Source organism: Microbispora amethystogenes (assembly GCF_016863015.1).
In the GTDB taxonomy this organism is placed as follows: Bacteria; Actinomycetota; Actinomycetes; order Streptosporangiales; family Streptosporangiaceae; genus Microbispora; species Microbispora amethystogenes.
Genome location: NZ_BOOB01000018.1, coordinates 218,436 through 241,744 on the forward strand (window position 1 = coordinate 218,436; position 23,309 = coordinate 241,744).

At 71.0% G+C, this 23,309-nt stretch carries 23 protein-coding genes; 15 read left to right on the forward strand and 8 right to left on the reverse strand.

What is annotated here, in order from left to right; genetic code table 11:
- Window positions 1–18: 18 nt before the first annotated feature.
- Entirely contained in the window at window positions 19–276 is a 258-nt protein-coding gene (locus Mam01_RS14595; protein WP_204285851.1) for a hypothetical protein, read from the reverse strand.
- 184 nt (window positions 277–460) lie between these two features.
- Window positions 461–814 carry a hypothetical protein gene (locus Mam01_RS14600; protein ID WP_150935967.1) on the reverse strand — a complete coding sequence of 118 codons (354 nt, stop codon included), beginning with the start codon at window positions 812–814 and terminating at the stop codon, window positions 461–463.
- Between the two features lie 269 nt (window positions 815–1,083).
- Here Mam01_RS14600 and Mam01_RS14605 point away from each other — a divergent pair, with 269 nt between their 5' ends.
- Both Mam01_RS14605 and Mam01_RS14610 read left to right on the forward strand, forming a co-directional pair.
- Entirely contained in the window at window positions 1,084–1,515 is a 432-nt protein-coding gene (locus Mam01_RS14605) for a hypothetical protein (RefSeq protein ID WP_239101305.1), read from the forward strand.
- An 81-nt stretch (window positions 1,516–1,596) separates the two neighbouring features.
- Window positions 1,597–2,001, forward strand: coding sequence for a hypothetical protein (locus Mam01_RS14610; protein WP_204285852.1), 405 nt, complete (start codon window positions 1,597–1,599; stop codon window positions 1,999–2,001).
- A gap of 10 nt (window positions 2,002–2,011) precedes the next feature.
- Here Mam01_RS14610 and Mam01_RS14615 read toward each other — a convergent pair whose 3' ends face one another.
- Together Mam01_RS14615 and Mam01_RS14620 are read right to left on the reverse strand one after the other, a co-directional pair.
- On the reverse strand, window positions 2,012–2,365 hold the full coding sequence (locus tag Mam01_RS14615) for a DUF742 domain-containing protein (RefSeq protein WP_150935971.1): 354 nt from the start codon (window positions 2,363–2,365) through the stop codon (window positions 2,012–2,014).
- The gene (locus Mam01_RS14620; protein ID WP_204285853.1) at window positions 2,362–4,512 is read right to left on the reverse strand and encodes a sensor histidine kinase; all 2,151 of its coding nucleotides are present in this window, start codon (window positions 4,510–4,512) and stop codon (window positions 2,362–2,364) included. Before Mam01_RS14620 ends, Mam01_RS14615 begins: the two co-directional genes overlap by 4 nt.
- Window positions 4,513–4,688: 176 nt before the next feature.
- Between Mam01_RS14620 and Mam01_RS14625 the strand changes: the two genes are divergently transcribed.
- The 3 genes from Mam01_RS14625 to Mam01_RS14635 are packed head-to-tail and all read left to right on the forward strand — an operon-like array spanning window position 4,689 to window position 6,793.
- Window positions 4,689–5,741 (forward strand): EamA family transporter, encoded by a 1,053-nt coding sequence (locus Mam01_RS14625; protein ID WP_204285854.1) that lies wholly within the window; start codon window positions 4,689–4,691, stop codon window positions 5,739–5,741.
- A gap of 9 nt (window positions 5,742–5,750) precedes the next feature.
- On the forward strand, window positions 5,751–6,365 hold the full coding sequence (locus tag Mam01_RS14630) for a GntR family transcriptional regulator (protein WP_204285855.1): 615 nt from the start codon (window positions 5,751–5,753) through the stop codon (window positions 6,363–6,365).
- Between the two features lie 56 nt (window positions 6,366–6,421).
- Entirely contained in the window at window positions 6,422–6,793 is a 372-nt protein-coding gene (locus Mam01_RS14635; RefSeq protein WP_150935979.1) for a hypothetical protein, read from the forward strand.
- Window positions 6,794–6,803: 10 nt separating this feature from the next.
- Here the strand turns inward: Mam01_RS14635 and Mam01_RS14640 are convergent, their stop codons facing one another.
- Window positions 6,804–7,760, reverse strand: coding sequence for an LCP family protein (locus tag Mam01_RS14640; RefSeq protein WP_204285856.1), 957 nt, complete (start codon window positions 7,758–7,760; stop codon window positions 6,804–6,806).
- 351 nt (window positions 7,761–8,111) lie between these two features.
- Here Mam01_RS14640 and Mam01_RS14645 point away from each other — a divergent pair, with 351 nt between their 5' ends.
- From Mam01_RS14645 to rfbD, 4 genes are read left to right on the forward strand one after another with little or no spacing between them, the layout of a single operon-like run.
- Complete coding sequence (locus tag Mam01_RS14645) at window positions 8,112–9,563, forward strand: sugar transferase (protein WP_204285857.1); 1,452 nt, start codon at window positions 8,112–8,114, stop codon at window positions 9,561–9,563.
- 55 nt (window positions 9,564–9,618) lie between these two features.
- Window positions 9,619–10,686 (forward strand): glucose-1-phosphate thymidylyltransferase, encoded by a 1,068-nt coding sequence (locus Mam01_RS14650; RefSeq protein ID WP_204285858.1) that lies wholly within the window; start codon window positions 9,619–9,621, stop codon window positions 10,684–10,686.
- Window positions 10,683–11,651 (forward strand): dTDP-glucose 4,6-dehydratase, encoded by a 969-nt coding sequence (gene rfbB, locus Mam01_RS14655; protein WP_204285859.1) that lies wholly within the window; start codon window positions 10,683–10,685, stop codon window positions 11,649–11,651. Before Mam01_RS14650 ends, rfbB begins: the two co-directional genes overlap by 4 nt.
- Window positions 11,651–12,487 carry a dTDP-4-dehydrorhamnose reductase gene (gene rfbD / locus Mam01_RS14660; RefSeq protein ID WP_204285860.1) on the forward strand — a complete coding sequence of 279 codons (837 nt, stop codon included), beginning with the start codon at window positions 11,651–11,653 and terminating at the stop codon, window positions 12,485–12,487. Before rfbB ends, rfbD begins: the two co-directional genes overlap by 1 nt.
- A gap of 72 nt (window positions 12,488–12,559) precedes the next feature.
- Here the strand turns inward: rfbD and Mam01_RS14665 are convergent, their stop codons facing one another.
- Entirely contained in the window at window positions 12,560–13,747 is a 1,188-nt protein-coding gene (locus Mam01_RS14665) for a GumC domain-containing protein (protein WP_204285861.1), read from the reverse strand.
- Window positions 13,748–13,787: 40 nt separating this feature from the next.
- A complete protein-coding gene (locus Mam01_RS14670; RefSeq protein ID WP_204285862.1) occupies window positions 13,788–14,843 on the reverse strand; it encodes a glycosyltransferase family 4 protein in 1,056 nt (351 codons plus the stop codon).
- Window positions 14,844–14,980: 137 nt separating this feature from the next.
- On the opposite strand from Mam01_RS14670, the gene Mam01_RS14675 reads away from it, so the two are divergent.
- Genes Mam01_RS14675 through Mam01_RS14690 form a run of 4 tightly spaced genes read left to right on the forward strand, consistent with a single transcriptional unit; the run spans window position 14,981 to window position 19,215 of the window.
- Window positions 14,981–16,078, forward strand: a complete 1,098-nt coding sequence (locus Mam01_RS14675) for a DUF1972 domain-containing protein (RefSeq protein WP_204285863.1) — start codon at window positions 14,981–14,983, stop codon at window positions 16,076–16,078.
- A gap of 2 nt (window positions 16,079–16,080) precedes the next feature.
- Window positions 16,081–17,322, forward strand: coding sequence for an MATE family efflux transporter (locus tag Mam01_RS14680; protein WP_204285864.1), 1,242 nt, complete (start codon window positions 16,081–16,083; stop codon window positions 17,320–17,322).
- A complete protein-coding gene (locus tag Mam01_RS14685; protein ID WP_204285865.1) occupies window positions 17,297–18,283 on the forward strand; it encodes a hypothetical protein in 987 nt (328 codons plus the stop codon). Before Mam01_RS14680 ends, Mam01_RS14685 begins: the two co-directional genes overlap by 26 nt.
- Complete coding sequence (locus Mam01_RS14690) at window positions 18,280–19,215, forward strand: phosphotransferase (RefSeq protein ID WP_204285866.1); 936 nt, start codon at window positions 18,280–18,282, stop codon at window positions 19,213–19,215. Before Mam01_RS14685 ends, Mam01_RS14690 begins: the two co-directional genes overlap by 4 nt.
- Here Mam01_RS14690 and Mam01_RS14695 read toward each other — a convergent pair.
- The gene (locus Mam01_RS14695) at window positions 19,212–20,117 is read right to left on the reverse strand and encodes a sulfotransferase (protein ID WP_204285867.1); all 906 of its coding nucleotides are present in this window, start codon (window positions 20,115–20,117) and stop codon (window positions 19,212–19,214) included. The two genes, Mam01_RS14690 and Mam01_RS14695, sit on opposite strands and share 4 nt — an antisense overlap.
- An 84-nt stretch (window positions 20,118–20,201) precedes the next feature.
- On the opposite strand from Mam01_RS14695, the gene Mam01_RS14700 reads away from it, so the two are divergent.
- Both Mam01_RS14700 and Mam01_RS14705 read left to right on the forward strand, forming a co-directional pair.
- A complete protein-coding gene (locus Mam01_RS14700; RefSeq protein WP_204285868.1) occupies window positions 20,202–21,470 on the forward strand; it encodes an O-antigen ligase family protein in 1,269 nt (422 codons plus the stop codon).
- A 70-nt stretch (window positions 21,471–21,540) separates the two neighbouring features.
- On the forward strand, window positions 21,541–23,193 hold the full coding sequence (locus tag Mam01_RS14705) for a right-handed parallel beta-helix repeat-containing protein (protein WP_204285869.1): 1,653 nt from the start codon (window positions 21,541–21,543) through the stop codon (window positions 23,191–23,193).
- Window positions 23,194–23,309 lie beyond the last annotated feature (116 nt).

Genomic DNA, 23,309 nt, shown 5'->3' on the forward strand with positions numbered 1-23,309 from the left:
CGCGGGTGGTCTTTCGCGTCATTCGCCGGGGCCGCAGCCGGATCGGGGAGCGTCGGCGGGGAGCGAGGAGGCGCAGCCCGCGCTCTCCGCGTCGAGCCCCATCAGCAACCGGGGCACCCAGCAGGTCTCCATCAATGTCGCGAACGAGGGAATCGGCATCCAGAACGCGTTGTGCCGGGGGAGCCGGGCGTGCGACATCGCCCAGGTGCTCGCCGCGCCTTCCGGGGAGGACCCGCCCGCCGGGCGCCCCGCCCCGAAAGCGATCTCCCGCCCCAAGGCTCTCGCCCGCCGGGCCGCACGCACCCTGACGCGCGGGATTGCCCGCAGGATGCCACGCGGGATGTCACGCGCCCCCGCCCAGGCCGGAGGACACCCGTCCCGCGCCTCGGGATAGGCCCTGTTCGTACCGCGCCCGCGGCGCGCTGTGGGGCGCGCCGCGGGCGGGTGCGGAAGGGCCGCGTCAGCTGGTGTACGCGCAGATGGCGTAGACGCTGATGCCCACGCTGTCGTAGCGGGTCTGCCGGCCGAGGGCGATCCAGCCGGTGCCGTCGGCCGTGGGGAAGCTGCCCACGAGGACGGCGTCGTTGCCCTGTGCCTCGCCGCCGCCGCCGACGGCCCGCTTGCCGGCCGGGCAGTACACGGTGCGCCGGGTGAAGTTCGGCACGTTCGCGTTGGGCAGCGTGACGATCTGGTAGCCGGCGAACGCCGAGTCCGAGGGGTCCGTCGGCCCGGTGCCGGCCAGCGCGGCCGCGCTCGTGCCCGTCAGCCCGGCGAGAACCAGGGCGCCTGTTGTGACTGCGTGAACAAATCGCACGTAAAAGCTCCGTTGTGTCGAGAATGACCGGATTTGGACCTAGGAAAATGGGTTTGAATGGCGGAAGGCCGTCCCCTTCGGGTCCGGGACCACACGTACCCGCGATCTTCATCGACCACACTCGGCAATGTTCTGTTTACACAACGTGGCGACTCCGCCGATCTCACGATGACGCGAGGTCACGGCCGTCCTATGTGGTCCCGTGTGGTCCCTGGAAGCACCTGGGGCGGGTGGTCGCCCGTGGGTACGTTCCTCCTCGGGGGGATCGCATGAGAAAGATCGTCGCTGTCTCCGTGCTCGCCGCCATGACGACGCTCGGCACGGCCGCCGCGGTCGCGGCGGTCGCCGCCGGGACCGGCGTACGCCCCGGGACCGGCCCGCAAAACGCGTACCGGCAGGCTCCCACGCTGCCCGAGGGAGGGATCGAGCGGCAGGAGGTGAGCCAGGAGCAGTACGACGTCCTCATCGGCCAGTGCCGCTACCCGAAGACGGGCCAGGCGCGAGAGCGGTGCCGGACGCAGGTGCGCGCGAAATACGTCGTGGGGGCGTTCAACCCCGCCCTCGACTGCCGCACGTACTCCGGGATCTCCGTCTGCGGGACCCTCGAACTCAGCGCCGCGCAGCGGGCGTGCGTGGAGGAGTCGACGAACGGCGGACTGACCCGGCGGCGTGCGGAGGTCGAGTGCTACGCCTTCCGCTGACGGCGGTTTCTCCTCGGGAAATTTCCGGGCCAACCTAAACATCCGGCCAAAGCGCTACCGGCGGTGATCTACCCTGCGGAGGTGGACGCCAAAAGTCAGGGCGCCGCCGAGCTTCTGCGGGCGTTGCAGCGCACGGCGGCGCGGTTCAGCGAGATGGGCCGGTCCCTCTCCCGTGACTTCTTCCCCCATGTCCGCGTCGAGATCATCTCCGACCTGGCCGGGCCCGCCGTACGGCTCGGCACGGCGCTGGCGCTGCCCGGGCACGAGCTCGTGTTCGAGACCGCCGTCGCGGTCGGCGACGACACGTTCGGCGTGCGGGGCGAGCTGGTGCTGGACGGAGAGGAGGCGATCCTGGTCCTGCCGCCCGTCGAGATCGCGGATCCGGTGGAGTGCGCGGCCCTGCTGGACCGGTACGTGGACGAGCTGACGACCCCGGCCCGCTGGCACGTGCAGCGCCTCGTGGAGTCCTGCGCGGCGGACTCCTGAGGCGCCGCCGTCACAACGCCTGCAGCCCCTGGATCACCTCGCGCAGGAGACGCTCTTCGGGCAGCTGGGCCACGGTGGCCGGCGGCCGCGCCGTGATCAGCTCCTGGTCGCGCAGGTCGCTCAGCAGGATGCGTACGACGTTCAGCGAAAGCCCCAGCTCCGAGGCCAGGTCGGCCACGGAGGAGGGCCCCCGGCACAGCTGCAGGATCCGCCAGTGCTCCGGGGCCAGCCCGGAGACCCCGCGGTACGCCGCGGGGGCCGTCCTGATGATGGTCATCAGGTCGAACTCCGGCCCTGTCGGACGGGTGCGTCCCCGGGTGATCGTGTAGGGGCGCAGCAGGGGCCCCTCCTCCTGCTCGCTCACGAGTCCTCCTGGGCGCGCTGCCAGCCCGACCGGAACGAGGAGAACACGTCGCTCCGTTCCTCCCTGAGCTGCGGTTCCTCCCTGAACTCCGGATCCTGCCTGCGCGGCGGTTCCTCCCTGAGCTGCGGAGCGATGTTGGCCTGTCGTACCCGCTTGGGCAGGGAGTCGTGGCCGCCGCCGGCGAGCGGCGTGAGGGCGAGCGCCGGGGCCACATGCTCCGGCTGCGAGAGAGGCTGCACCGCCGGCTCGTGCATCCCGGCCTCGACCACGATCTCCTGCGGGAGCAGCATGACGGCGCTCGTCCCGCCGTACGGCGAGCTGCGCAGGGAGACGCGGATGTTGTGCCGCCGGGCCAGCAGGCCCACCACGAACAGCCCGAGCCGGTCGCTGTCGGCGAGGTCGAACTCGGGCGGGTCGGCGAGGCGCTGGTTGAGGCGCTCCAGCTCCTCCGGCGGGATGCCGAGCCCGCGGTCCTCGACTTCCAGCGCGAAACCGCGGCCGACGACCTCGCCCCGGACGTGCACCCGGGTGTGCGGAGGGGAGAAGACGGTGGCGTTCTCGATCAGCTCGGCCAGCAGGTGGATCATGTCGGTGACGCTTCCGCCGACGAGGGAGTACCCGTGCGGGACGGTCACGTCCACCCGCAGGTAGTCCTCGACCTCCTCGATCGCGGCGCGCACCACGTCGTACAGGCGGACCGGGTTGCGCCAGCCGCGCCCGGGCACGGCCCCGGAGAGGATGATCAGGCCCTCCGCGTGGCGGCGCATGCGGGTGGTGAGGTGGTCCACCCCGAAGAGCCGCTCCAGCAGGTCGGGGTCGGCGGTCACCTTCTCCAGGCTGTCGAGCATGCCGAGCTGGCGCTGCAGCAGCGACTGGCTGCGGCGGGCCAGGTTGAGGAAGACCTTGTTGACGCCCTTGCGCAGCTCCGCCTGGCCCACCGCCGCCTCCACGGCGGTCTGTTGCACGGACGTGAACGCGTTGCCCACGTTCTCGACCTCGAACGTGTCGCTGCGCCCCACCACGGGCGGCGTCTCGGCCGCCACGTCGACGTCGTCGCCGCGTCGCAGCCGCCGTACGAGGTCGGGCAGGCGCCGTTCGGCGAGGTCGCGGGCGGCCCGGTGGAGGGCGGTGAGCTCGCCGGTCAGCGTGCGGGCGAACCGGAAGGAGATGAACATGGTCGCGAGCACCGCGGCCAGGCCGAGGACGCCGACGATCCCGATGCGCCAGAGCACCGCCTGCGCCAGCGGCAGGGCGCGGGCGGCGGTGACGTCGGCCGCGACGTTGGTCGTCTCGGTGAGCTGGCTGGTCAGGGCCTGGGCCGTCGTCGGCCAGGCGATCGCGTCCGGGGGCAGCGGCTGCCCGGGCCGCACCCTGGCGATCACGTCGTTCTCCAGCGAGAGGAACGCCGAGTAGACCGGGGAGGCGTTGAGAGCGCCGAACTGCTTGAGAAGGGTGGAGTCGAGCTGGCTGGTGCCGAGCTGGTAGAGCAGGCGGCGCTTGCCGACCATGCCGGAGAAGGCGTCCCGCTCGTCCTGCGACATCCGGCCGGCCGCCTGCGCGCCCAGCACGAGCGCCGACTGCTGGCTCACCACCTCGCGGCTGCGGACGAGCAGGATGAGCGCCTTGGTCTGCCCGACGATGTCGATGTCGGGGGAGATCATGAGCCGGTCGTAGACCTGGTTGGCGGTCTCGACGACCGAGCTGTACTCCTCGATCGCCTCAAGACGGGTCAGCGTGTGGTCGTCGATCTGGCCGCGCAGGACGTCGAGACCGCGCACCTGCCGGATCAGGTCCTGGACGCGGCTCCACATGGCGGGCGGCGTCTCGTCCCGCGCCTGCTCCGACAGGCGGGTCATCTCGTCCGCCCAGCCGTCGGTCCTGCGCCGCTGGCCCTGGAGGTCGGTACGCAACGAGGTGGTGCGCCACGCGAGGTAGCTCACGGACACAAACCGTTCGGTCTGCAGCGCGTTGATCGTCTCGCTGACCGGATAGACGACGTTGTCGTAGACCTTCTGGATGCGCAGGAGCTGCTGCCCCTGCTCGATCGTCACGGTGGCGGCGAACCCCCAGATCACCACCAGAGCGGTCACCGGCACCAGCAGGATCGCGAAAATCTTGAAGCGAATGGACCGTTTCCGACCAGCCATGGCCCCGCCCGTCGGTTACACACATGTTAATTAGTGGCGAAACCCTAGCAATCGGTGAGTCGGCCCACCAGGGATCGTTCCTAACGAGTTGGGCCACAGCCCCGTATCAGGACAGTCTCAGCGTTCGTGGGCAAACGCCTTGCCGATTGCTGTCTGGTTGTCAGACAATCGATCCCATGCATACCCGATCCGGTCCGTTCGCCGTGGTCGCCGCGGCCGTGCTGTGGGGAACGGCGGGCACCGCGGGCGCCCTCGCCGCCGCCGACTCCGTCTCTCTGGCGGCCGCCCGCCTTGTGCTGGGCGGCGCCGTGCTGGCCGCGCTGGCGGTCTCCGCGCACCGCCGTTCCCTCCGAAAGCGCTCTCTGGACCGTTCCCGCGAGCGCGTACGGACCCCCGGGCGCGACCTGGCGCGGTGGGCCCGCGCGCACTGGACGCTGGCTCTGGGGGCCGCGGCGGTGGCGGCCTACCAGCTCTGCTTCTTCGCGGCGGTCCACCGTACGGGAGTCGCGATCGGCACGGTGGTGGCCATCGGCAGCGGCCCGGTCTTCACCGGGGTCCTGTCCTGGCTCGTGGGGCGCGAGCGGCCGAGCGGGCGCTGGGCCCTCGCCACGGCCGCCGCCGTCGCCGGATGCGCGGTGCTCGTCACGGGCGGGGGCGCCGGAGGGGAGACCGGCGCCGACGCCGCGGGCATCGGGCTCGCCCTGCTCGGCGGGCTCCTGTACGCCTTCTACGTGGTCGTCGCCGCCCGCGCCATCGGCGGGGGGACGGATTCGGGGACCGTCATGGGCGTGCTCTTCGGCGGCGCGGCCGTCCTCATGCTGCCGGTCCTCGTGCTGAGCGGCCCGGTGTGGCTCGCCCGGCCGGGCGGCCTGCTGACCGCGCTCTATCTCGGCTGCGCCACGACGGCACTCGCCTACCTCCTGTACGGCCGGGGCCTGCGCACGACCCCCGTGGCCACGGCGGCCACGCTCGCGCTGGCCGAACCCGCCGTCGCGGCCCTGCTCGGCGTCGTGGCGCTGCGCGAGCACCTGTCCGCGGTCTCGTGGGCCGGTCTCGCGCTGCTCGCCGCGGGTCTGGCCGTGGTCGCCCTGCCCGCCCCGGGCACGCACTCCGGACGCCCGCGCGCCAGAGAAGCCCGAGCAGCCAGAGAAGCCCGAGAAGCCCGGGACGCCGAAGGCGACCGCCGGCCGTCACTGACGGGCCCGGTACAGATCCGATCCGATGAGTAGGCTCAGCCCGTGACCACCCTGAGGCCCGTCTCCACCGTCGAGGCGCTCGCCGCCGCGCTGCGCGAGCGGGTGCTGTCGGGGGACGTCGAGCCGGGAGCGGCGCTGCCCGAGCAGGAACTGTCCGCGCGGTACGGCGTCGCCCGCCCCACCGTCAGGGAGGCGCTGGCGCTCCTCGTCCACGAGGGGCTGCTGCGGCGCGAGCGCAACCGCAGCGCGTACGTCCCGGAGATCACCCCCGCCGACCTGGCCGACCTCATGCACGTCAGGAGGCCGCTGGAGGAGCTCATGGCGGAGGCGGTCGCCGGCCGCCGGGTGCGCGCCGCGGAGGAGGCGCTGGGCCGCCTGTCCGGCCTGCCGTCCGGAGCCCCCTGGGCGAGTGTGGTGGCCGAGCACATGGCGCTGCACGAGGCGCTCGTCGCCGCCGCCGGAAGCCCCCGCCTGGAGCGTCTGTACGGCACGCTGGCGGCCGAGACGCGGCTCGGGCTCGTCCGGCTCAGGCACGCGTACGAGGACCCCCGTGAGCTCGCGGCCGAGCACGCGGCGCTGCTGCGCACGATCGCGGAGGGACCGGCGGAGGCGGCGGTGCGGGCGGTGCGCGCCCATCTGCGGTGGCGGCACGGCTGAGCCGCCTGCCTGAACGGTCTTGCACGGGGCCGCTGTGAGTCGTCACAATCGCGCCCATGCACGGCAACCCAGTGCCGGACACCTATGTGTACGTCACCGAAGAAGGCGTGACGCGTCACTATGCCGACGGCAGCGTCGAGGCTCTCGCGTGGGAGGACGTCGTCGAGGTCCGCGTCGGCGGGCACGAGCGCCGGGAACCGTCCGGCCAGCCGGACGACGTCTTCATCGTCCTGCTGGACCGCGCGGGCGAGGGCTGCGTGGTCCCGCACTCGGCGACCGACGCGAGCTTCCTCGCCCGGCTGCGGTACCTGCCGGACTTCGACCTCGACCGGCTGAGCACGGCGGTGGCCGGCGCGCACGCCGACTACGTCGTGGTGTGGCGCAGCCCGGAGCCGCCCTCGCCCCTGCCCGACCTCGAATACGACTAGACGAGCGGGGTCACCGGACGAAGGAGGACTCGTTCAGCCCGCCCCGGTCGGCGAAGTAGCGCTCCAGCGTGTCTTCCCGCAGGGCGTCGGTGAGCTTCGCGCCCTCCTTCGCGTCCAGGCGGACGATGCTCACCCCCTTGACCGTGTCCGTGCCGGCGACGGGGTAGGTGGCCGACCGCAGGTCGTCGCCGCGTACGTCGCGGAGTTCGACCGCCAGGCTCCTGAGGGTCTTCATGTCGACCCCCGAGTCCACCGACAGGGACCGTGTCAATGCCTGGAGGAACTTGTCCAGCGCGAACGGATTGGTCAGCATCCCCTTGCTGACCACTTTTTGGGCCACCGCCCGTAAGAAGGCCTGCTGTCTTTTAATACGGTCGAAATCTCCGCCGGGCAGTCCGTAACGCTGGCGGACAAATAGCAACGCGCGCTCGCCCTCCAGATGCACGTTTCCCTGGGGCCAGGTGATTTTGTTTGCGGGGTCGTGAACCTGACGGGCCACATAGACGTCTACGCCGCCCAGCGCCTTGCTCATCTCGACGAAACCGTCGAAATCCAGCGCGGCGAAGTGGTCGATCCGGACCTTGGCCAGCTTCTCCACCGTCTGGATCAACAGGCGCGGGCCGCCGTACGCGTAGGCCGCGTTGATCTTGTCCTTACCGTGGCCCGGGATGGTCACATAGGAGTCACGAGGTATGCCGATCAGGAAGATTCGCTTCCGATCGGCGGGGATATGCGCGATCATGAGGCTGTCCGACCGCTGGAAGCCGCTCTCTCCGGGCCGCTTGTCCGCGCCGACGACCAGCCAGTTCTGGGCGGTTCCAATTGCTTTGGCCGGTCGGTCCCACTCCTCGGGGAACACCTGCTGCACCCGCCGGAGGTTGGTGTCGTACACGTGCTGGCGCTGCATCAGCACCGCGAAGAGGGCGGCCGGCGGGAGGAGGAGCACGAGGGTCACGACGATCAGCACCTTGCGCCGGCGTGACACCCGCGGCGGCGGGGTCGCGGTGAGAGGTAACTGTCCGGATGTCGTCACGTGGTGTCCAATGCTCAAGTCCTTGTCCTGCGCGCGTGCATTCCAAAGCAGACATCTACCGTACTGACCCATACCCGGCACACGGGACGGTCCAATACGTAGTGAAATCGGGACCATCTGTCGGACGTCTTGTCCACCACGTGAGTATGGCCGCATGTGGACGTATGGTTGAACTTCCCTGTAACTTCCGCCATCCCCTAGGATCGTTCCAATCATCACCTTCTGACGCAGGCTGAACCGGGCGGGCTTTCCTCCAGAAGTGAGGATGGGCAGAGGCGAGGGCGCATGGACATTGCCATTGACGACGCGTTATACGCCGTGAGGCAGTCGACGGACCGGGCCGGTTGGCCGCGCCGCCACGTCCGCGTGATGCTGGTGGGCGACGTGGCCTGTGGTGCGGTGTCCGTCCTGGGCGTCCTCGGGGTCAGGCTCCTGCTGGGCGAGGCCGGGACGTGGGAGAGCGCGCTCGCGGCGTCGCTGGTCGTCGCCTGGCCGCTGGTCGTGGCCCTGATCGGCGGATACGACACCCGTCACCTCGGGGACGGCGCCGAGGAGTACCGCAAGGTCCTCCACGCCACCGCCGCCCTCGCCTCGGTCGTCGCGATCTCCGCGTACCTCACCCAGACCCTCCTGGCCCGCAGCTACGTCATGGTCGCCATCCCGCTCGCCGGCCTGTGCTGCCTTCTCCTCCGGTACGGCCTGCGCAAGCGGCTGCACCGGCGGCGCCGGGCCGGAGAGTGCCTGCGGCGGGTCGTCGTGGTGGGCCACTGGGGCTCGGTGCTGGAACTGCACGCCCAGCTGAGCCGGCAGCGTCACCACGGCATGCGCATCGTCGCGGCGTGCGTCCCGCCGGAACAGCACATGGACCTGCCCGCCCAGTTCGACGGCTTCCCGGTCCTCGGCGACTTCTCCGACGTCGCCGAGGTGGTGGAGCGGGTGGGCGCCGACACGGTCGCCGTGCTCTCCTGCCCCGAGCTGGACGGATCGATGCTGCGCCGCCTGACGTGGCAGCTGGAGGAGACGGGCACCGAGCTCTACGTCGCCTCCGCGCTCATGGAGGTGGCCGGGCCGAGGATCAGCATCCGCCCGGTCGCCGGGCTGCCCCTGCTCCACGTCGCCCACCCCGACCTGCGGGGAGGCAAGCAGCTCGTCAAGAGCGTCTTCGACCGGGTGGTCGCGGCGCTGATCCTGATCGTGATCCTGCCGGTGCTGCTGACGATCGGCCTGGTGATCAGGGTGACCAGCGGCGGGCCGGTCCTGTTCCGGCAGCCCCGCGTCGGCAAGGACGGCAGGCTGTTCGTGCTCTACAAGTTCCGGACGATGGTGCGGAACGCCGAGGCCGTCAAGCACGAGCTCACGCAGCGCGACGCCGGGAACGGCGTGCTGTTCAAGATGCGCAAGGACCCGAGGGTGACACCGGTCGGAGGGGTGCTGCGCCGCTACTCCCTCGACGAGCTCACCCAGCTCCTCAACGTGCTGCGCGGTGAGATGTCCCTCGTGGGCCCCCGCCCGCCGCTGCCGGAGGAGGTGGCGCAGTACGGCGACGACGTGCGGCGGCGCCTGCTGGTCAAGCCCGGCATGACGGGCCTGTGGCAGGTGAGCGGCAGGTCCGAGCTGTCCTGGGAGGAGTCGGTCCGGCTCGACCTGCGCTACGTCGAGAACTGGTCGCTCATCATGGACCTGCAGATCCTCTGGAAGACATGGGCGGCGGTCGTCGGCGGGGAAGGGGCCTACTAGTGCGCCTGCTGGTGCCGCGACGCGACGAGGCGACGACCGGCGGGAGGGGCCCCAGGTGAAGGCGCTCGTGCTGGCGGGCGGATCGGGCACGCGGCTGCGGCCCATCACGAACACCTCGGCCAAGCAGCTCGTGCCGGTCGCCAACAAGCCGGTGCTCTTCTACGGCCTTGAGGCGATCGCCGCCGCCGGCATCCGGGAGGTCGGCATCGTCGTGGGCGGCACCCACGCCGAGATCGAGGCCGCCGTCGGAGACGGGCGGGAGCTCGGTCTGGAGGTGACCTACCTGCGGCAGGAGGCCCCGCTCGGGCTCGCCCACGCCGTGCTCATCGCCACCGACTACCTGGGTGACGACGACTTCGTCATGTACCTCGGGGACAACTTCATCGTCGGGGGGATCACCGAGATAGTCCGCCGCTTCGCCGCCGACCGGCCCGCGGCCCAGATCATGCTGACCCGCGTGCCCGATCCACGGCAGTTCGGGGTCGCCGAACTCGGCCCCGGCGGGCGCGTGGTGGGCCTGGAGGAGAAACCGGAGACGCCGAAGAGCGACCTCGCCCTGGTCGGCGTCTACCTCTTCACCCCGGCGGTGCACCGGGCCGTGGCCGAGCTCAAGCCGTCGCGGCGGGGCGAGCTGGAGATCACCGACGCCATCCAGTGGCTGATCGACGAGGGACACCGGGTGGAGTCGACGGTGATCTCCGGATACTGGAAGGACACCGGGAACGTCTCCGACATGCTGGAGGTCAACAGGCTCGTGCTGGAGAGCCTCGAACCGGCCGTCCGCGGCCGGGCCGACGAGGCCAGCGAGCTGATCGGCCGGGTCGTGATCGAGGACGGCGCGCTGGTGACCGGGTCGCGCATCGTCGGTCCCGTCGTCATCGGCGCGGGCACCCGGGTCACGGACTCCTACGTGGGCCCGTTCACCTCCATCGGCGCCGACTGCGTCGTCGAGGACAGCGAGATAGAGTATTCGATCGTGCTGTCCCGGTCCTCGATCACCGGCGTACGCCGGGTGGAGGCCTCTCTGATCGGCCACGATGTGGAGGTCACCCCGGCCCCCAACACGCCCCGGGCACATCGGCTCGTGCTCGGCGACCACAGTAAGGTGCAGATCTCATCGTGAGGGTCCTCGTCACGGGCGGGGCCGGCTTCATCGGCTCGCACTACGTCCGCACCCTGGTTTCCGGCGGCTATCCCGTGTTCGCCGGGGCCCGTGTCACCGTGCTCGACAAGCTCACCTACGCGGGCAACCTCGCCAACCTGGAGCCCGTCTCCGGGGGGTTCGACTTCGTCCACGGGGACGTGTGCGACGCCGCGCTGCTCGCCGAGGTCGTTCCCGGGCACGATGTCGTCGTGCACTTCGCGGCGGAGTCGCACGTCGACCGCTCCATCGACAGCGCCGCCGAGTTCGTCCGGACCAACGTGCTCGGGACGCAGGCGCTCATGCAGGCGTGCCTGGACGCGGGTGTGTCCAGGGTCGTGCACGTGTCCACCGACGAGGTCTACGGCTCGATCGAGACCGGCTCCTGGGACGAGGAGGCGCCCCTGCGTCCCCGCTCGCCGTACTCGGCGTCGAAGGCGGGCGCCGACCACGTCGCCCGGGCGTACGGCGTCACCCACGGCCTGCCAGTGATGATCACGCGCTGCGGGAACAACTACGGTCCCTACCAGTACCCCGAGAAGCTCGTGCCGTTCTTCGTCACGCGGCTCATCCGGGGAGAGAAGGTCCCGTTGTACGGCGACGGCGGCAACGTCCGGGACTGGGTCCACGTCGAGGACCACTGCCGGGGCATCCAGCTCGTGGCCGAGCGCGGCGCGGCGGGCGAGACCTACCACGTCGCCGGGACGGCGGAGCTGGCCAACAAGGAGCTGACGATCCGTCTGCTGGAGGCGTTCGGATACGGCTGGGACATGGTCGAGCACGTGCCCGACCGGAAGGGTCACGACCGGCGTTACTCGCTGAGCGACGCCAAGATCCGGGCGCTCGGCTACGAGCCGTCCGTCGGCTTCGACGACGGGCTCAGGGACACCATCGCCTGGTACTCCGGCAACCCCGATTGGTGGACGCCCCTGCTCGGGGAGCACTGATGCGCTGGCTGGTCACGGGTGGCGGCGGCATGCTCGCCACCGACCTGGTACGGCGGGCCGACGGCGAGGTCGTCGCGCCGAAACGGGCGGAGCTCGACATCCGCGATCCCGCGGCGGTGCGCGACTGGGTGCTCGGCCACCGTCCGGAGGTGGTGGTGAACTGCGCGGCCTGGACCGGCGTGGACGACGCGGAGCACCACGAGGACGAGGCGATGGCGGTGAACGGCCACGCCGTCCGCGAGCTCGCCGCCCACGCGGCCGAGGCCGGCGCGCGCTTCGTCCAGATCTCGACCGACTACGTGTTCCCGGGGGACGCCCGTGAGCCCGTTCCCGAGGACGCCGCGACCGCCCCGCTCAACGCGTACGGACGGACCAAGCTCGCGGGGGAGCGCGCGGCGCTGGAGCACGGCGGCCACGTCGTGCGCACCGCCTGGCTGTACGGCGACGCCGGGCCGAACTTCGTCCGCACGATGATCCGGCTGGCCGGGGAGCGGGAGACGGTCGACGTGGTGGACGACCAGCACGGCCAGCCCACCTGGACCACCGACCTCGCCGACCAGGTGATCCGGCTGGTCCGCGCGTCCGCCCCGCCGGGGATCTATCACGGCACCAACGCCGGCCGCACGACCTGGTACGGCCTGGCCCGCGAGGTCTTCACGCTGCTCGGCGCCGACCCCGGCCGGGTGCGCCCGGTGAGCAGCGCCGCCTTCCCGAGGCCCGCGCGCCGTCCGGAGTTCAGCGTGCTGTCGCACGCCGGGTGGGCGAAGGCGGGGCTGCCCGCGATGCGGGACTGGCGCGAGGCGCTGCACGCCGCCTGGCCCGGCCTCCGGCCGTAACAATCTGAGCCGTGGAATCTGCGCCGTGACGCGGCGAGCGGTGCCCCGGGCCCCTCGGGCCGGGCGAGCATGTCACCGCTTCGAGTTGCGCGCCTCCGCGCTGATGTCGACGATCCGCAGCTCCTCGTCGTCCACGTTGTAGGCGAGCAGCGCGTTGCGGTCGTAGACCGCCGTGCTGTCCTCCTCCTCGTCCAGGCCGTTCAAACCGTTCACCCCGTTGGCGGCGTTCATGCCGTTCGCGCCGTTCACGACGGAGCCGTTGCGCGCCGGACCGGACGACATCGACGAGGACGAACCCGGGCCGCCCGATCCGGAGGAGAGGCTGGAGGACGCGGCTGAGGATGCCCCCGAGGACGTGGAGGACGACGGCGCGGCGGTCAGCGCCTTGGCGGTCAGCCGCGTCGGCTGGGCCTTGGCGAGCAGGATGCGCCGCGGGCGCTTGCGCCGTCCCGTGCCCATCGTGGCGCGGGCGACCCGGGTGATGGGGTTGGTCGCCCGGAGGAAGGCGATCACGACGGCGATGATGATGCCGAGCGCCAGCCCGATCGCGGAGTTCCTCGGCAGCTTGCTGGGCGAGATCCGCAGCGGGTTGGCCTGGTCGACGAACCGGACACCGTCGTTGTACGTCGCCAGGTCGATCTGGGCGTCGCTCTCCTTCAGCTGGAGCTGCACGAGGGCCTCGGTGAGCGAGGTCGCGACGCCGCTCCCGGGAGCGGCCTTCTTCAGGCTGTTGCGGATCTGGAGCTCGGTGGCCCTAATGCTCTTGACCAGCTTGGCCTGGTCGGCCTTGGCGGTCTCCGCGGTCAGGCTCTGGTACGCCTCGACCACGGCGTTGGCGATGTTCGCGGCGATCCTGTCGGTCTTCGCCGCCGCCTGCACCTCGATGATCCCGCCGCTCGACCCCGGGCTCGCCTGGACGTTCTCGCGCAGGGTCTCCAGGTCGATCTGGTACGACTGCCGGGTCTCCAGGAGCTCCTTGGCGCGCCCGAGGACCTTCGCCGACTGTGTGTACGCCGCCCGCTGGGCGGTGTAGGCGATGAAGCTGCTGTCGGAGGAGACGCCCTGCCGGAGGAACGACGTGCTGCGCGGGTCGGTCACGGCGAACCGCGCGGTCGCCGTGGCGCCGTTGAGCAGCACCAGCGTCGCACCGGCCGCGGCCAGCCCGGACAAGATGATGATCAGGAGCGAGGACCAGCGATACCGCCAGACGGCCTCCAGGAGTCCGACTTCGGGCAGGACCTCCTCGGACTCCTCGCTCACCACTTCCCCGTTACCTCCCACGCTTTTCCCCTTTCGAAGTCTAGGCAGAGGTATGCGACGCGGAAAGGACGCGAGCCGTTTCCTTGTGGTAACGCGTCAGCGCAAAACGGTCACACGCGTCCTCCCGTCCCGCCCGTGCCATCGTCAGGGCGCGCGGCCAGTCGCCCAGCAGTTCTTCTATCGCGTCCGCGAGCGCGGCGGGATCGCCGGGAGGCACCAGCAGCCCCGTCTCGCCCGGCCGGACGATCTCGGCGAGTCCCTGGACCTCGCTCGCCACCACCGGCCGGCCCGCGAGCATGCCCTCCACCGCGACGTTGCCGAACGGCTCCTCGCGGGAGGGCACCAGCACGATGTCGGCGTCGGCCAGGAAGGGCGCGACCACGTCCTGGAACCCGGCGAACTCGACCTCCTCGCCGGCGATCGACCTGAGCTCCTCCTCGAACCACTCGTAGCCCGGGAAGACGGCGCCGACGAGCGTGAGCCGCACCGCGCGGCCGCGCTCGCGCAGCAGCGCGGCGGCCCGTACGGCGACGTCGGTGCCCTTGCGGGGGGAGAGCCTGCCCACGAGCACGAGCCGGCCCTCGGGTGTCTCCCGCGGCGGTGTCGCGTCACCGCGGTCGGGCACCCCGTTGTAGATCACTCGCACCCGGTCGGGGCGCACCCCCGCCGTGGTCAGGGTGCGCAGGCACGCCTCGCTGTTGGCCACTGTCAGATGGGCGAGCCGTACGGGGGCGGTGAGCAGACGCCGCACCAAGGGGGAGAGGTTCTGCTCGGCCTCGTGGGCGTGGCAGATCACCCGGACTCCCGCCAGGCGGCCGGCCACGATCCACAGCGGGATGGTGATCGTGCTCACGTACAGCACCGGCGGACGCGTCCGCCGGAGCAGCGCGACCATGCGCGGCAGGACGGTGAGCGTACGCCAGGCGAGCGACAGCAGGCCCCCGGGAGACAGCAGGGACTTGCGCAGCACGGGGACGGGCAGGAAGGCGATCTCGGCGCCCGCCGCCCTCAGGCGTTCGGTAAGCGGTCCGTCAACCGGTAGGACAAAAAGGACACGATGCGTATTTATGACCGAATTCACCGATTCGAGCACCATGCGGTCAGACCCATATAAATCTGGTGACGGATGTGCGATTACCACTCGATCCTTATCCAAGTAATCCCCATCCCGAGGTATGGTTCTCACGATTTTCGCACACACTTGATGGGGGCCAGGACTCGATGGAGGGCCGGTTGCGAATCGCGATGATCGGCACGAGAGGGGTCCCCGCCCGTTACGGCGGGTTCGAGACCGCGGTGGAGGAAATAGGCACGCGCCTGGTCGAGGCGGGACACGAGGTGCGCGTCTACTGCCGTTCGGGCGGTGAGCGGATGCGCGAGTACCGGGGGATGCGCCTGGTCCACCTGCCGGCCGTCCGTCACAAAGTGCTCGAAACCCTGAGCCACACGGCCCTGTCGGTCGGGCACCTGCTCGGGCGGCGCACCGACGTGGCGCTGGTCTTCAACGCGGCCAACTCGCCGCTGCTGCCCCTCGTGCGGGCCGCCCGCATCCCCGTCGCCACCCACGTCGACGGCCTGGAGTGGAAGCGCGCCAAGTGGAACGGAACCGGCCGCAGGTACTACCTCGTCGCCGAACGCCTCGCGGTGCGCTGGTCCGACGAGATCATCGCGGACGCCAGAGGGATCCAGGACTACTACCGGGAACGTTACAAAACCGCGAGCGTGATGATCCCGTACGGCGCGCCCGTGCAGGAGGCCGTCGACGAGGAGGTCCTGCGCGCCGCCGGATACGAGCCCGGCCGCTACCACCTCGTGGTCGCCCGGTTCGAGCCGGAGAACCACGTCGACCTCATCGTGGAGGGCTACACGCGGAGCGCCGCGACCTACCCCCTGGTGGTCGTCGGGTCGGCGCCGTACGCCGCGGAGTACACGCGCGGGATCGAGCGCCTGGCCGAGGCCGACCCGCGGGTGACGCTGACCGGCGGGATCTGGGACCAGCGCCTGCTCGACGCGCTCTACGCGGGGGCGGCGACCTACCTGCACGGCCACTCCGTCGGCGGCACCAACCCCTCCCTGCTGCGGGCCATGGGCGCCGGCGCCCCGGTGGTCGCCTACGACGTGAACTTCAACCGGGAGGTGCTCGGCGACACCGGTGAGTTCTTCGCCGACGCCGCGTCGCTGGCGAAGGCCGTGGAGGACGCGGAGGCCGACCCGGCGAGGGGACGGGCCCGGGGCGACGCCGCCCGTGAGCGGGCCCGCACCGAGTACACCTGGGACGACGTGGCCGCACGCTACGAGGCCCTGTGCCGCGACCTGCTCGCGAAGCGGTAGCGGTGCGGCGGATCCTGGGGGCGGGCGGCGCTGTGCTCGCCCAGGTCATCACGGCGGTCGGCAGCCTGCTGCTGCAACTCATCGCGGCCCGGGAGCTTGGGGCCGCCGGCTTCGCGGCCTTCACCCTGCTCAACGGGGCGCTCGTGGTGATGGCGACCCTGCACACGGCCTGGGTGGGCGACTCGCTGACCGTCCTCGACCGCTTCGACCCCCGGGTGCGGGCGGGCCTGTTCGTCTCGCTGCTGGGCACGCTCGCCCTCGGCGCGGTAGTGGGAACGGTCCTGGCGCTCGCCTTCGGCGCGCTCCCCGGCGCCCGGACGCTGTTGTTCGGGCTCCTCGTGGTGGTGTGGCTGGCCGAGGACACCGGCCGCCGGCTGCTCGCCGCGCGGATGGAGTTCGCCCGGCTGGCCCGCAACGACGGCCTGCATCTCCTGACCACCTGCGTGGTGCTGGTGATCGTGCACGTGACGGCCGGGATCGACCTGGAGTGGCTGCTCGTGGCCATGGCCGCGGGCTGCGTGGTGTCGATCTTCCTGGTGCTGCTGCAGGCGCCGCGCGAGGAACTGGCGCTGCCCCCGCTCAGGGGCGCCGACGTCCGCGGGGTCGGCGTCTTCGCGGCGTGGCGCGCGGCCCAGGCGGTGCTGCGGCCCACGACGCTGCTGCTCGCCCGGATCGCCATCGCGGCCCTCGTCTCCAGCACCGCCCTCGCCGCCACCGAGGCCGCGCGCCTGCTGCTCGCCCCCACGCTCACGCTCATCAACGGAGTCGGCGGTTTCCTGCTGCCGCGCATGGTCAGGCTCAGGGAGGCCGGCCACCCGCTGCGGGCGCGGCTCGCGCTCACCGCGTCGGTCGCGCTGACGTCCGTCTCCGCGGTCAGCGCGCTCGTGGCGGTGCTGCTCACCGGGCCGCTCGAACACCTCATCACGGCCGGCCGGTTCGACGTCGACCCGGTGACGGTCGCCGGGTGGGGCGCCTACTGCGTCAGCATCGCGGCCACGATGCCGGTGAGCCTGCTCGCCACCGCCTACCGTCACTCGCGGCTGGTGTTCGAGGTACGGCTGATCGAGTCGGTCATCGGGCTCGCCGTACTGGCCGTCATGCTCCTGTGGCGGCCCGATCTCGTCGGTCTCGCGCCCTTCTACATCGGCACCGGCGGAGTGGTCACGTCCGTCGTCCTGGTGATCCGCCTGCACGCCCTCCGATCGGAAACCGGTCCTCATGTTCCTGTCAAAGCTGATCGTTAGCTTCGCCGCCGCCCTCACGACGTCGGCCCCCGCCTGGGCCGACGAGCCCCCGCCCCAGACCATCCCCGCCTCGTCCTGGACGACGGCGTTCTCCTGGACCGATCCAGAGATCACCGAGTCGAGCGGCATGTACGCGAGCGCGGTCCACGCGGGTGTGGTGTGGACGGTCAACGACGGCGAGGGGCCGGTGCGGCTGTTCGCCGCGGGTCCCGACGGGCGTACCCGGGCGGTCGTCACCCTGGCGGGAGTCACCGGCGTCGACACCGAGGCGCTCGGCGGCGCGGTGGACGAGGACGGCGTGTCCTGGATCTATGTGGGAGACATCGGCGGCACTCCGAAGCCCCGGCCGGACGGCATCCTGGTGCACCGCTTCGCCGAGCCCGGCAGCCTCGTCACCCAGACGGTCCCGTCGACGACGTACCGGCTGGTCTATCCGGACGGGCAGCACGACGCGGAGACCCTGCTCGTCGAACCGAGCACCCGGCATCTCTACGTGGTGACCAAGAGCGACCAGGGCGGCGACCTCTACTCCGCCCCGCTCACCCTCTCCGAGGACCGCCCGAACCCGCTCACCCACGTCATGAAGATCCCGCACGTGGTGGACGACGGGTTCATCTCGGCGAAGGGCGCCGTGTTCCTGCGCGGCTACAACAAGATCCGTGTCTGGGACAAGCTCGGCGGGAAGGTGAGCTGGATCATCGACGTGCCCCAGCAGCCCCAGGGCGAGGGCCTCGCGCTCTCGGCGGACGGTTCCGCGCTGCTGATCTCGTCGGAGCATCCGTCCACTCCCGTCTACCGTCTCGGCCTGCCCGAGCAGTTGCGGGCCGAGCCCCCGTGGGCGTCGCGAATGACGGCCCGCTGGATGTGGATCGCGGGTGGCGGCGGTGGGCTCGCCCTTGTGCTCATCGTGGGAGTGCTTCTCGTGGCGCTGCGACGCCGGGGGAAGGGCCCGGCGCGATGAACGGACGGCATCTGGCGTTTCCGCCCGGCCGCGGCAACATCCTCATCCCCACCCGCGACCGCCGCTCCGCCCGGGCGGGGCTGTCGCTCGTGACCCTGTCCAAGCCGCTGCCGCTGGCGATCCAACGGGCGCTGCACGTGGCGGTCGGGGCCCTCGGCCCCTGGGTGCTGCCGGGCAGGCGCACGACCTGGCGGCCGCCGCTCGACGAGGAGAGCTGGTCCGAGATCTCGGCCCGGGTCGCGGCGCTCACCGGTCCCTTCGACGGGGTGGCGGGTTATCTGCGTCCGCAGGCGTCCCGGGCCGGTGGCGCCGCTCTGCTGCTCCTGCGCGACGGGCGGCCCCTGGGCTTCCTCAAGGTACGCGAGTCGCCGGGGGAGCTGACCCGGGAGGCGGCGGCTCTGGCGGCCTTCACCGCCGGTTCGGCCCGCGAGCCGGGCGGGGCCGCCGGGCTCGGCTTCCGCGTCCCCCGCGTGCTGGGGACGGGATCGGCCGGCTCACTCTGGTGGCTGCTGCTGTCTCCCATGGAACCGGTGCCCGCCCGGCCCGTGCCCGGCGTCGCGGTCGCCGGCCTGGCGGACGGGATCAGTGAGACTCTGGCCAGGTGCCTGCCGCGGCCGGACGACGTCCCCGGGCACTGGGCGCCGATGCACGGGGACCTCACGCCGTGGAATCTCCGGCTCACCCGGGGGCCGGTTCCCTGGCTCATCGACTGGGAGGACGCCGGGTACGGCCCGCCTCACGCCGACGAGGTGTACTTCCTCGCGACCCGGATCGCCGTGTACGGCGGTGGCCCTCCCGCGCGCCCGGGCGACGCGTACGCCGAGGCCGCGGACTACTGGCGCGATCGGGTCAGCCGCCGGGGGCGGGACGACCAGGAACTGACCCGGCGGCTGATGTCCGCCCTGAAGACGCTGGGAGCCGGGAAGGACTAATCCGTCCAGTCGGGAAAACGCCGGCCGAGCAGCTTTTCGAGATCGGCGTTGTGGGGAGCGAAGTGGTCGGCGAGTTTCTTTCTGACCGCGGGCGCCAGTTCGGCCTTCGGCGCCGGATTCCACACTTTTCCCGCTCCGGGAAGCGGCGCCGGCGGAAGGCCGAGAAACGCCGCGATCCCGTCGCAGACGCGCTGCTGGTCCCGATAGAACTCCTCGCTCGTGACCACGTGGAAGCGGTCCGCCGGATACGAGTCGAGCCAGCGGCGCAACGCCACGGCGTACTCGCTCTGCGCGACGTACGACTGCTGTTCGTGGGCGTAGCTGCGATACGACGGGTTCTCGGTGATCCGCTGCTCCTCGCCCGCGGTCCGCTCGGCCTCGGCCTCCAGCGCGTCCTCGAAGGAGAGCGACTCGGCGCCCGCCCTGACCCGCTCGCGGTAGTGCGAGAACGTGCGCTCCACCGGATCACGCAGGATCAGCAGGATGCGCGCGCCCGGCACGTCCTGGCGGGCGCGTCGCGCGGCGAGGGGGTGATGGAGGTAGTAGGGAGACCCCTCACCGGTGATCACCGGGCCGCCGGCGCGCCGCTCCGCACGCGCACGGGTGGCTCTGCTCGGGAGATGCGACCGGTACCAGCGCATGCCCTTGTCGTAATTGCTGTCGAAGAAGTGAATGCCCTTCGTATGGTTGGCCTTCGGCAGCAGGTTCGCCGACGGGAAGAGAGGGATGACCCGGGGGTGCTCGAGGAGTGCGTAGTACAGCGAGGTCGAACCACCGCGCTTGGCGCCGATGAGCAGGAAATCGGGATCGGGTCGTGTCCGCGCCGTCGCCATTCCGTAGGCCCGGAATGCTTTACGCCCTATATCGAGGACGGATTCCGGTAACATCTCCCGTGCACCCATATGTCGCGATTCCCTCGTTCGGTACGGTGTCCACAAGTATTCTGGTCGAGGCTCGGGTGCCCGTGTCCAGTACGAGGAGAGCGAATGTCCAAGGCGCGTCACCGCTCCCTCCGGTCGGCGTGGTGGCCCGTGTTGCTCCCCCTGACGCTCATCCTGGCCAGCGAGTACAAGCTCCGCTCCCGCAGCGGGCACCAGGCCATCTCGGGTGGCGTGGACGCGAACATCCTGCTGGAGATCGGCATCTACGGAGTCGTCGCCCTCTATCTCTACCGGCGGTTCGGCATCAGGCCGCCGCGCAGGCGGGCGCCCGCTCCGCTGTTGCTGGGCTGGGCCTTCGCGAGCTACTCCCTGCTGTCGGCGCTGTGGTCGCCGTTCCACCAGTTCGCCCTGGTCCGCGGTACGCAGTTGATGATCACGGCGGCGGTCTGTCACGTCGTCGCCACGCGGGCCGACCGCGACGACCTCTACCGGCTCGCGCACGCCTTCGTCGTCCTCGTCCTGTTCTCGGTGGGATTCGGGCTGGCCGTGCCCCTCAAGCGCACCCCGCAGACCATGGACAGGTTCAACTGGCTGTACGTGCATCCCGTCTCGGCCGGCATCTTCCTCGGCATCGCGTTGCTGCTGACCGTGGCCTTCGCGCTGCCGGGCGGGCTGCCGCGCCGCTGGCCCGTCCCGGCGTACCTGGTGACGATCCTCGTCCTGGCGGCGGCGCTGATCGCGACGGGAACGCGAGGTGCGGCGGGGGCCTGCGCGGCAGGGGTCCTCGCGCTGGTGGTGGTGGCCAGGGGCGCCCGCGGCCGCGCGGAGCTGCTGATGATCGGGGTGCCGACCGCGATCGTCGTCGGGCTGGTGTTCACCGACAGCCTGCTCTCCTTCGCCACCCGCGGGGAGAGCGTCGAACAACTGGAGACGCTGAACGCGCGCACGGACCTGTGGACGCTCGCGCTGGACGCCTTCGCCAAACAGCCGTTCTTCGGAAACGGGCTGTCGGCGGCGCGCGGCCTCTTCCTCGACGAGATCGGCCTCGGCGGCGGCCACAACGCCTTCGTCAACGCCCTCGTCGAGGGCGGCGCGGTCGGGGTGACCCTCTTCTGCACGCTGCTGATCGTCCTCGCCACCGTCAACGTCGGGCTGAGCCGGTTGCCGGCGCGGCGCGCCGACGCGGCGCTGCTGGTGAGCCTGGTGCTGTTCTTCGCGGTGAACGGGCTGACGGCGGAGATGTCCGCAGCCCCCGCGAACGTCGCGTCGGTGTGGCTGTACATGGTCATCGCCTGGACGGTGATCCTCATGAACCGATCCGGCGACCGAACCCGCCGGCCGCCGGCCGTCACGGAGCGGGCTCCGGTGCCATAGCCATCGGGCGGTTTTCCTTGCCGTGGTGGTCAAGTTGGTGTTTGGTGAACCCCGAAGGGAGGCGTGCCGAATGAAAGTCGTCGCCGTAGTGGTATCGATCGTCACCGCGGTCGGGGCCGTGGCGCCGCGGCAGGCGGCCGCGCAGGTGGAGGGCTGGCGTACGGCGGGCCCCCTGCCCATCGGCACGGCGGCCTATCCGGTGCCCGCCGGAGCCTTCTTCGTCTCCCCTCAGGGGAACGACGCCGCGAACGGCAGCCAGTCGGCGCCCTGGCGCACCGTCGGCCGCGCCGTGAAGGCCGCGCCCGCGGGCGCGGTGATCGTGCTGCGCGGCGGCGTCTACCACGAGTCGGTCGAGGTGTACGGCAAGCGCCTCACCCTTCAGGCGTACCCCCGCGAGGCCGTGTGGTTCGACGGCACGGAGCCCGTGAGCGGCTGGGTCAGAGACGGGTCGATCTGGCGCAGGGACGGCTGGACCGTCCGTTTCGACAACACCGACCCGACGGCGGGCGGCGGCCCGGCCTGGCACATGGTGGGCTCGGAGAACCCGGTGGCGAACTGGCCCGACCAGGTCTTCGTCGACGGGCGCCAGCAGCGGCAGGTGGCCGGCCGCGACCAGGTCGTGGCGGGCACGTTCGCCGTCGACTACAACCGCGGCACGCTCTATCTCGGCTCCGATCCCACCGGGCGCGACGTGCGGGCGACGACGCTGGCCGAGGCGCTCTACCTCAACATGGCGCACGGCTCGGCCGTCCTCGGCATCGGCTTCCGCCGGTACGCGACGCCGATCAAGCGGGTCGGCGCGGTGAAGGGGTTCGGCAACGACCTGCGGTTCGAGAACGACGTCTTCGCCGACACGGCGCTCGCCGGTCTCAGCATCAAGGGCGACCGGATCGTGGTCCGGCACAACTCCTTCCTCCGCAACGGCCAGCTCGGGCTGCACGGGCACCGCACCCAGGGGGCGGTCGTGACCGGCAACCTGATGGAGGGCAACAACTGGGAGCGCTTCGAGCAGGCGCCCGTCTCCGGTGGCATGAAGATCACCACCTCGTCGGGTCTCCAGCTGATCGGCAACCGCTCCCAGCGCAACCGCGGGCCGGGCCTGTGGCTCGACGAGTCCGTGTCCGACGCCGTGATCGCGCGCAACCTGGCCTGGGAGAACACCGGGCACGGCATCCACTTCGAGATCTCGGCGCGCGGGCTCCTCGTGGGGAACTTCGCGGCCGACAACGGCAGGAACGGGCTGTACGTCAACGAGTCGAGCGACGTCCGCATGTGGAACAACACGGCGCTGCGCAACGGCGAGTCGCAGATCAACATCATCGACGGCGCCAGGGAGCAGGCCGACCCGAACATGCCGTGGAACGTCTCCGGGGTCGAGGTGCGCAACAACGTGCTCCAGGGAGGCGGCACCGGGCCGCTGATCTCGGTGCAGGACCTGACCGGCAGGCGTACGGCCGCGCAGATGGCCACGCTGGACTACAACGTCTATATCCGCATGGGTCAGAGCCGCGAGTCGCTCATCAAGTGGATTGATCGTTCTCGGGGCGGCGGGACGTACACCAGCCTGAAGGGAATTCAGGCGCAAATAGAAGGTCATGGTCGGGAGGTTCCGGCGGAAAACGCCCAATCCGGTCTTTCCGCCGGTGCGGCGCTGCCCTCCGACGTCGCAGGCTGGCTGGGCACCCAAGCGGGCGCGCGCAACGTGGCCGGAGCCCCTTACTAGACCTAATCGTGATCGCATTGGAACCAATCGGGTAATCAATCTACGGTCGCCATTAGACCGTTCCATTACGATCTATTTCGTAACGCAGCCCATAAGGGCGCACGGGACGAAGTAGG

Bases quoted from the DNA above. Each gene is read 5' to 3' on its own strand.
- Mam01_RS14605 (WP_239101305.1), top strand. From the start codon at position 1,084: ATGAGAAAGATCGTCGCTGTCTCCGTGCTCGCCGCCATGACGACGCTC.
- Mam01_RS14620 (WP_204285853.1), bottom strand. From the start codon at position 4,512: ATGGCTGGTCGGAAACGGTCCATTCGCTTCAAGATTTTCGCGATCCTG.
- Mam01_RS14625 (WP_204285854.1), top strand. From the start codon at position 4,689: ATGCATACCCGATCCGGTCCGTTCGCCGTGGTCGCCGCGGCCGTGCTG.
- Mam01_RS14635 (WP_150935979.1), top strand. From the start codon at position 6,422: ATGCACGGCAACCCAGTGCCGGACACCTATGTGTACGTCACCGAAGAA.
- Mam01_RS14645 (WP_204285857.1), top strand. From the start codon at position 8,112: ATGGACATTGCCATTGACGACGCGTTATACGCCGTGAGGCAGTCGACG.
- rfbD (WP_204285860.1), top strand. From the start codon at position 11,651: ATGCGCTGGCTGGTCACGGGTGGCGGCGGCATGCTCGCCACCGACCTG.
- Mam01_RS14670 (WP_204285862.1), bottom strand. From the start codon at position 14,843: ATGGTGCTCGAATCGGTGAATTCGGTCATAAATACGCATCGTGTCCTT.
- Mam01_RS14685 (WP_204285865.1), top strand. From the start codon at position 17,297: ATGTTCCTGTCAAAGCTGATCGTTAGCTTCGCCGCCGCCCTCACGACG.
- Mam01_RS14690 (WP_204285866.1), top strand. From the start codon at position 18,280: ATGAACGGACGGCATCTGGCGTTTCCGCCCGGCCGCGGCAACATCCTC.
- Mam01_RS14695 (WP_204285867.1), bottom strand. From the start codon at position 20,117: ATGGGTGCACGGGAGATGTTACCGGAATCCGTCCTCGATATAGGGCGT.
- Mam01_RS14700 (WP_204285868.1), top strand. From the start codon at position 20,202: ATGTCCAAGGCGCGTCACCGCTCCCTCCGGTCGGCGTGGTGGCCCGTG.
- Mam01_RS14705 (WP_204285869.1), top strand. From the start codon at position 21,541: ATGAAAGTCGTCGCCGTAGTGGTATCGATCGTCACCGCGGTCGGGGCC.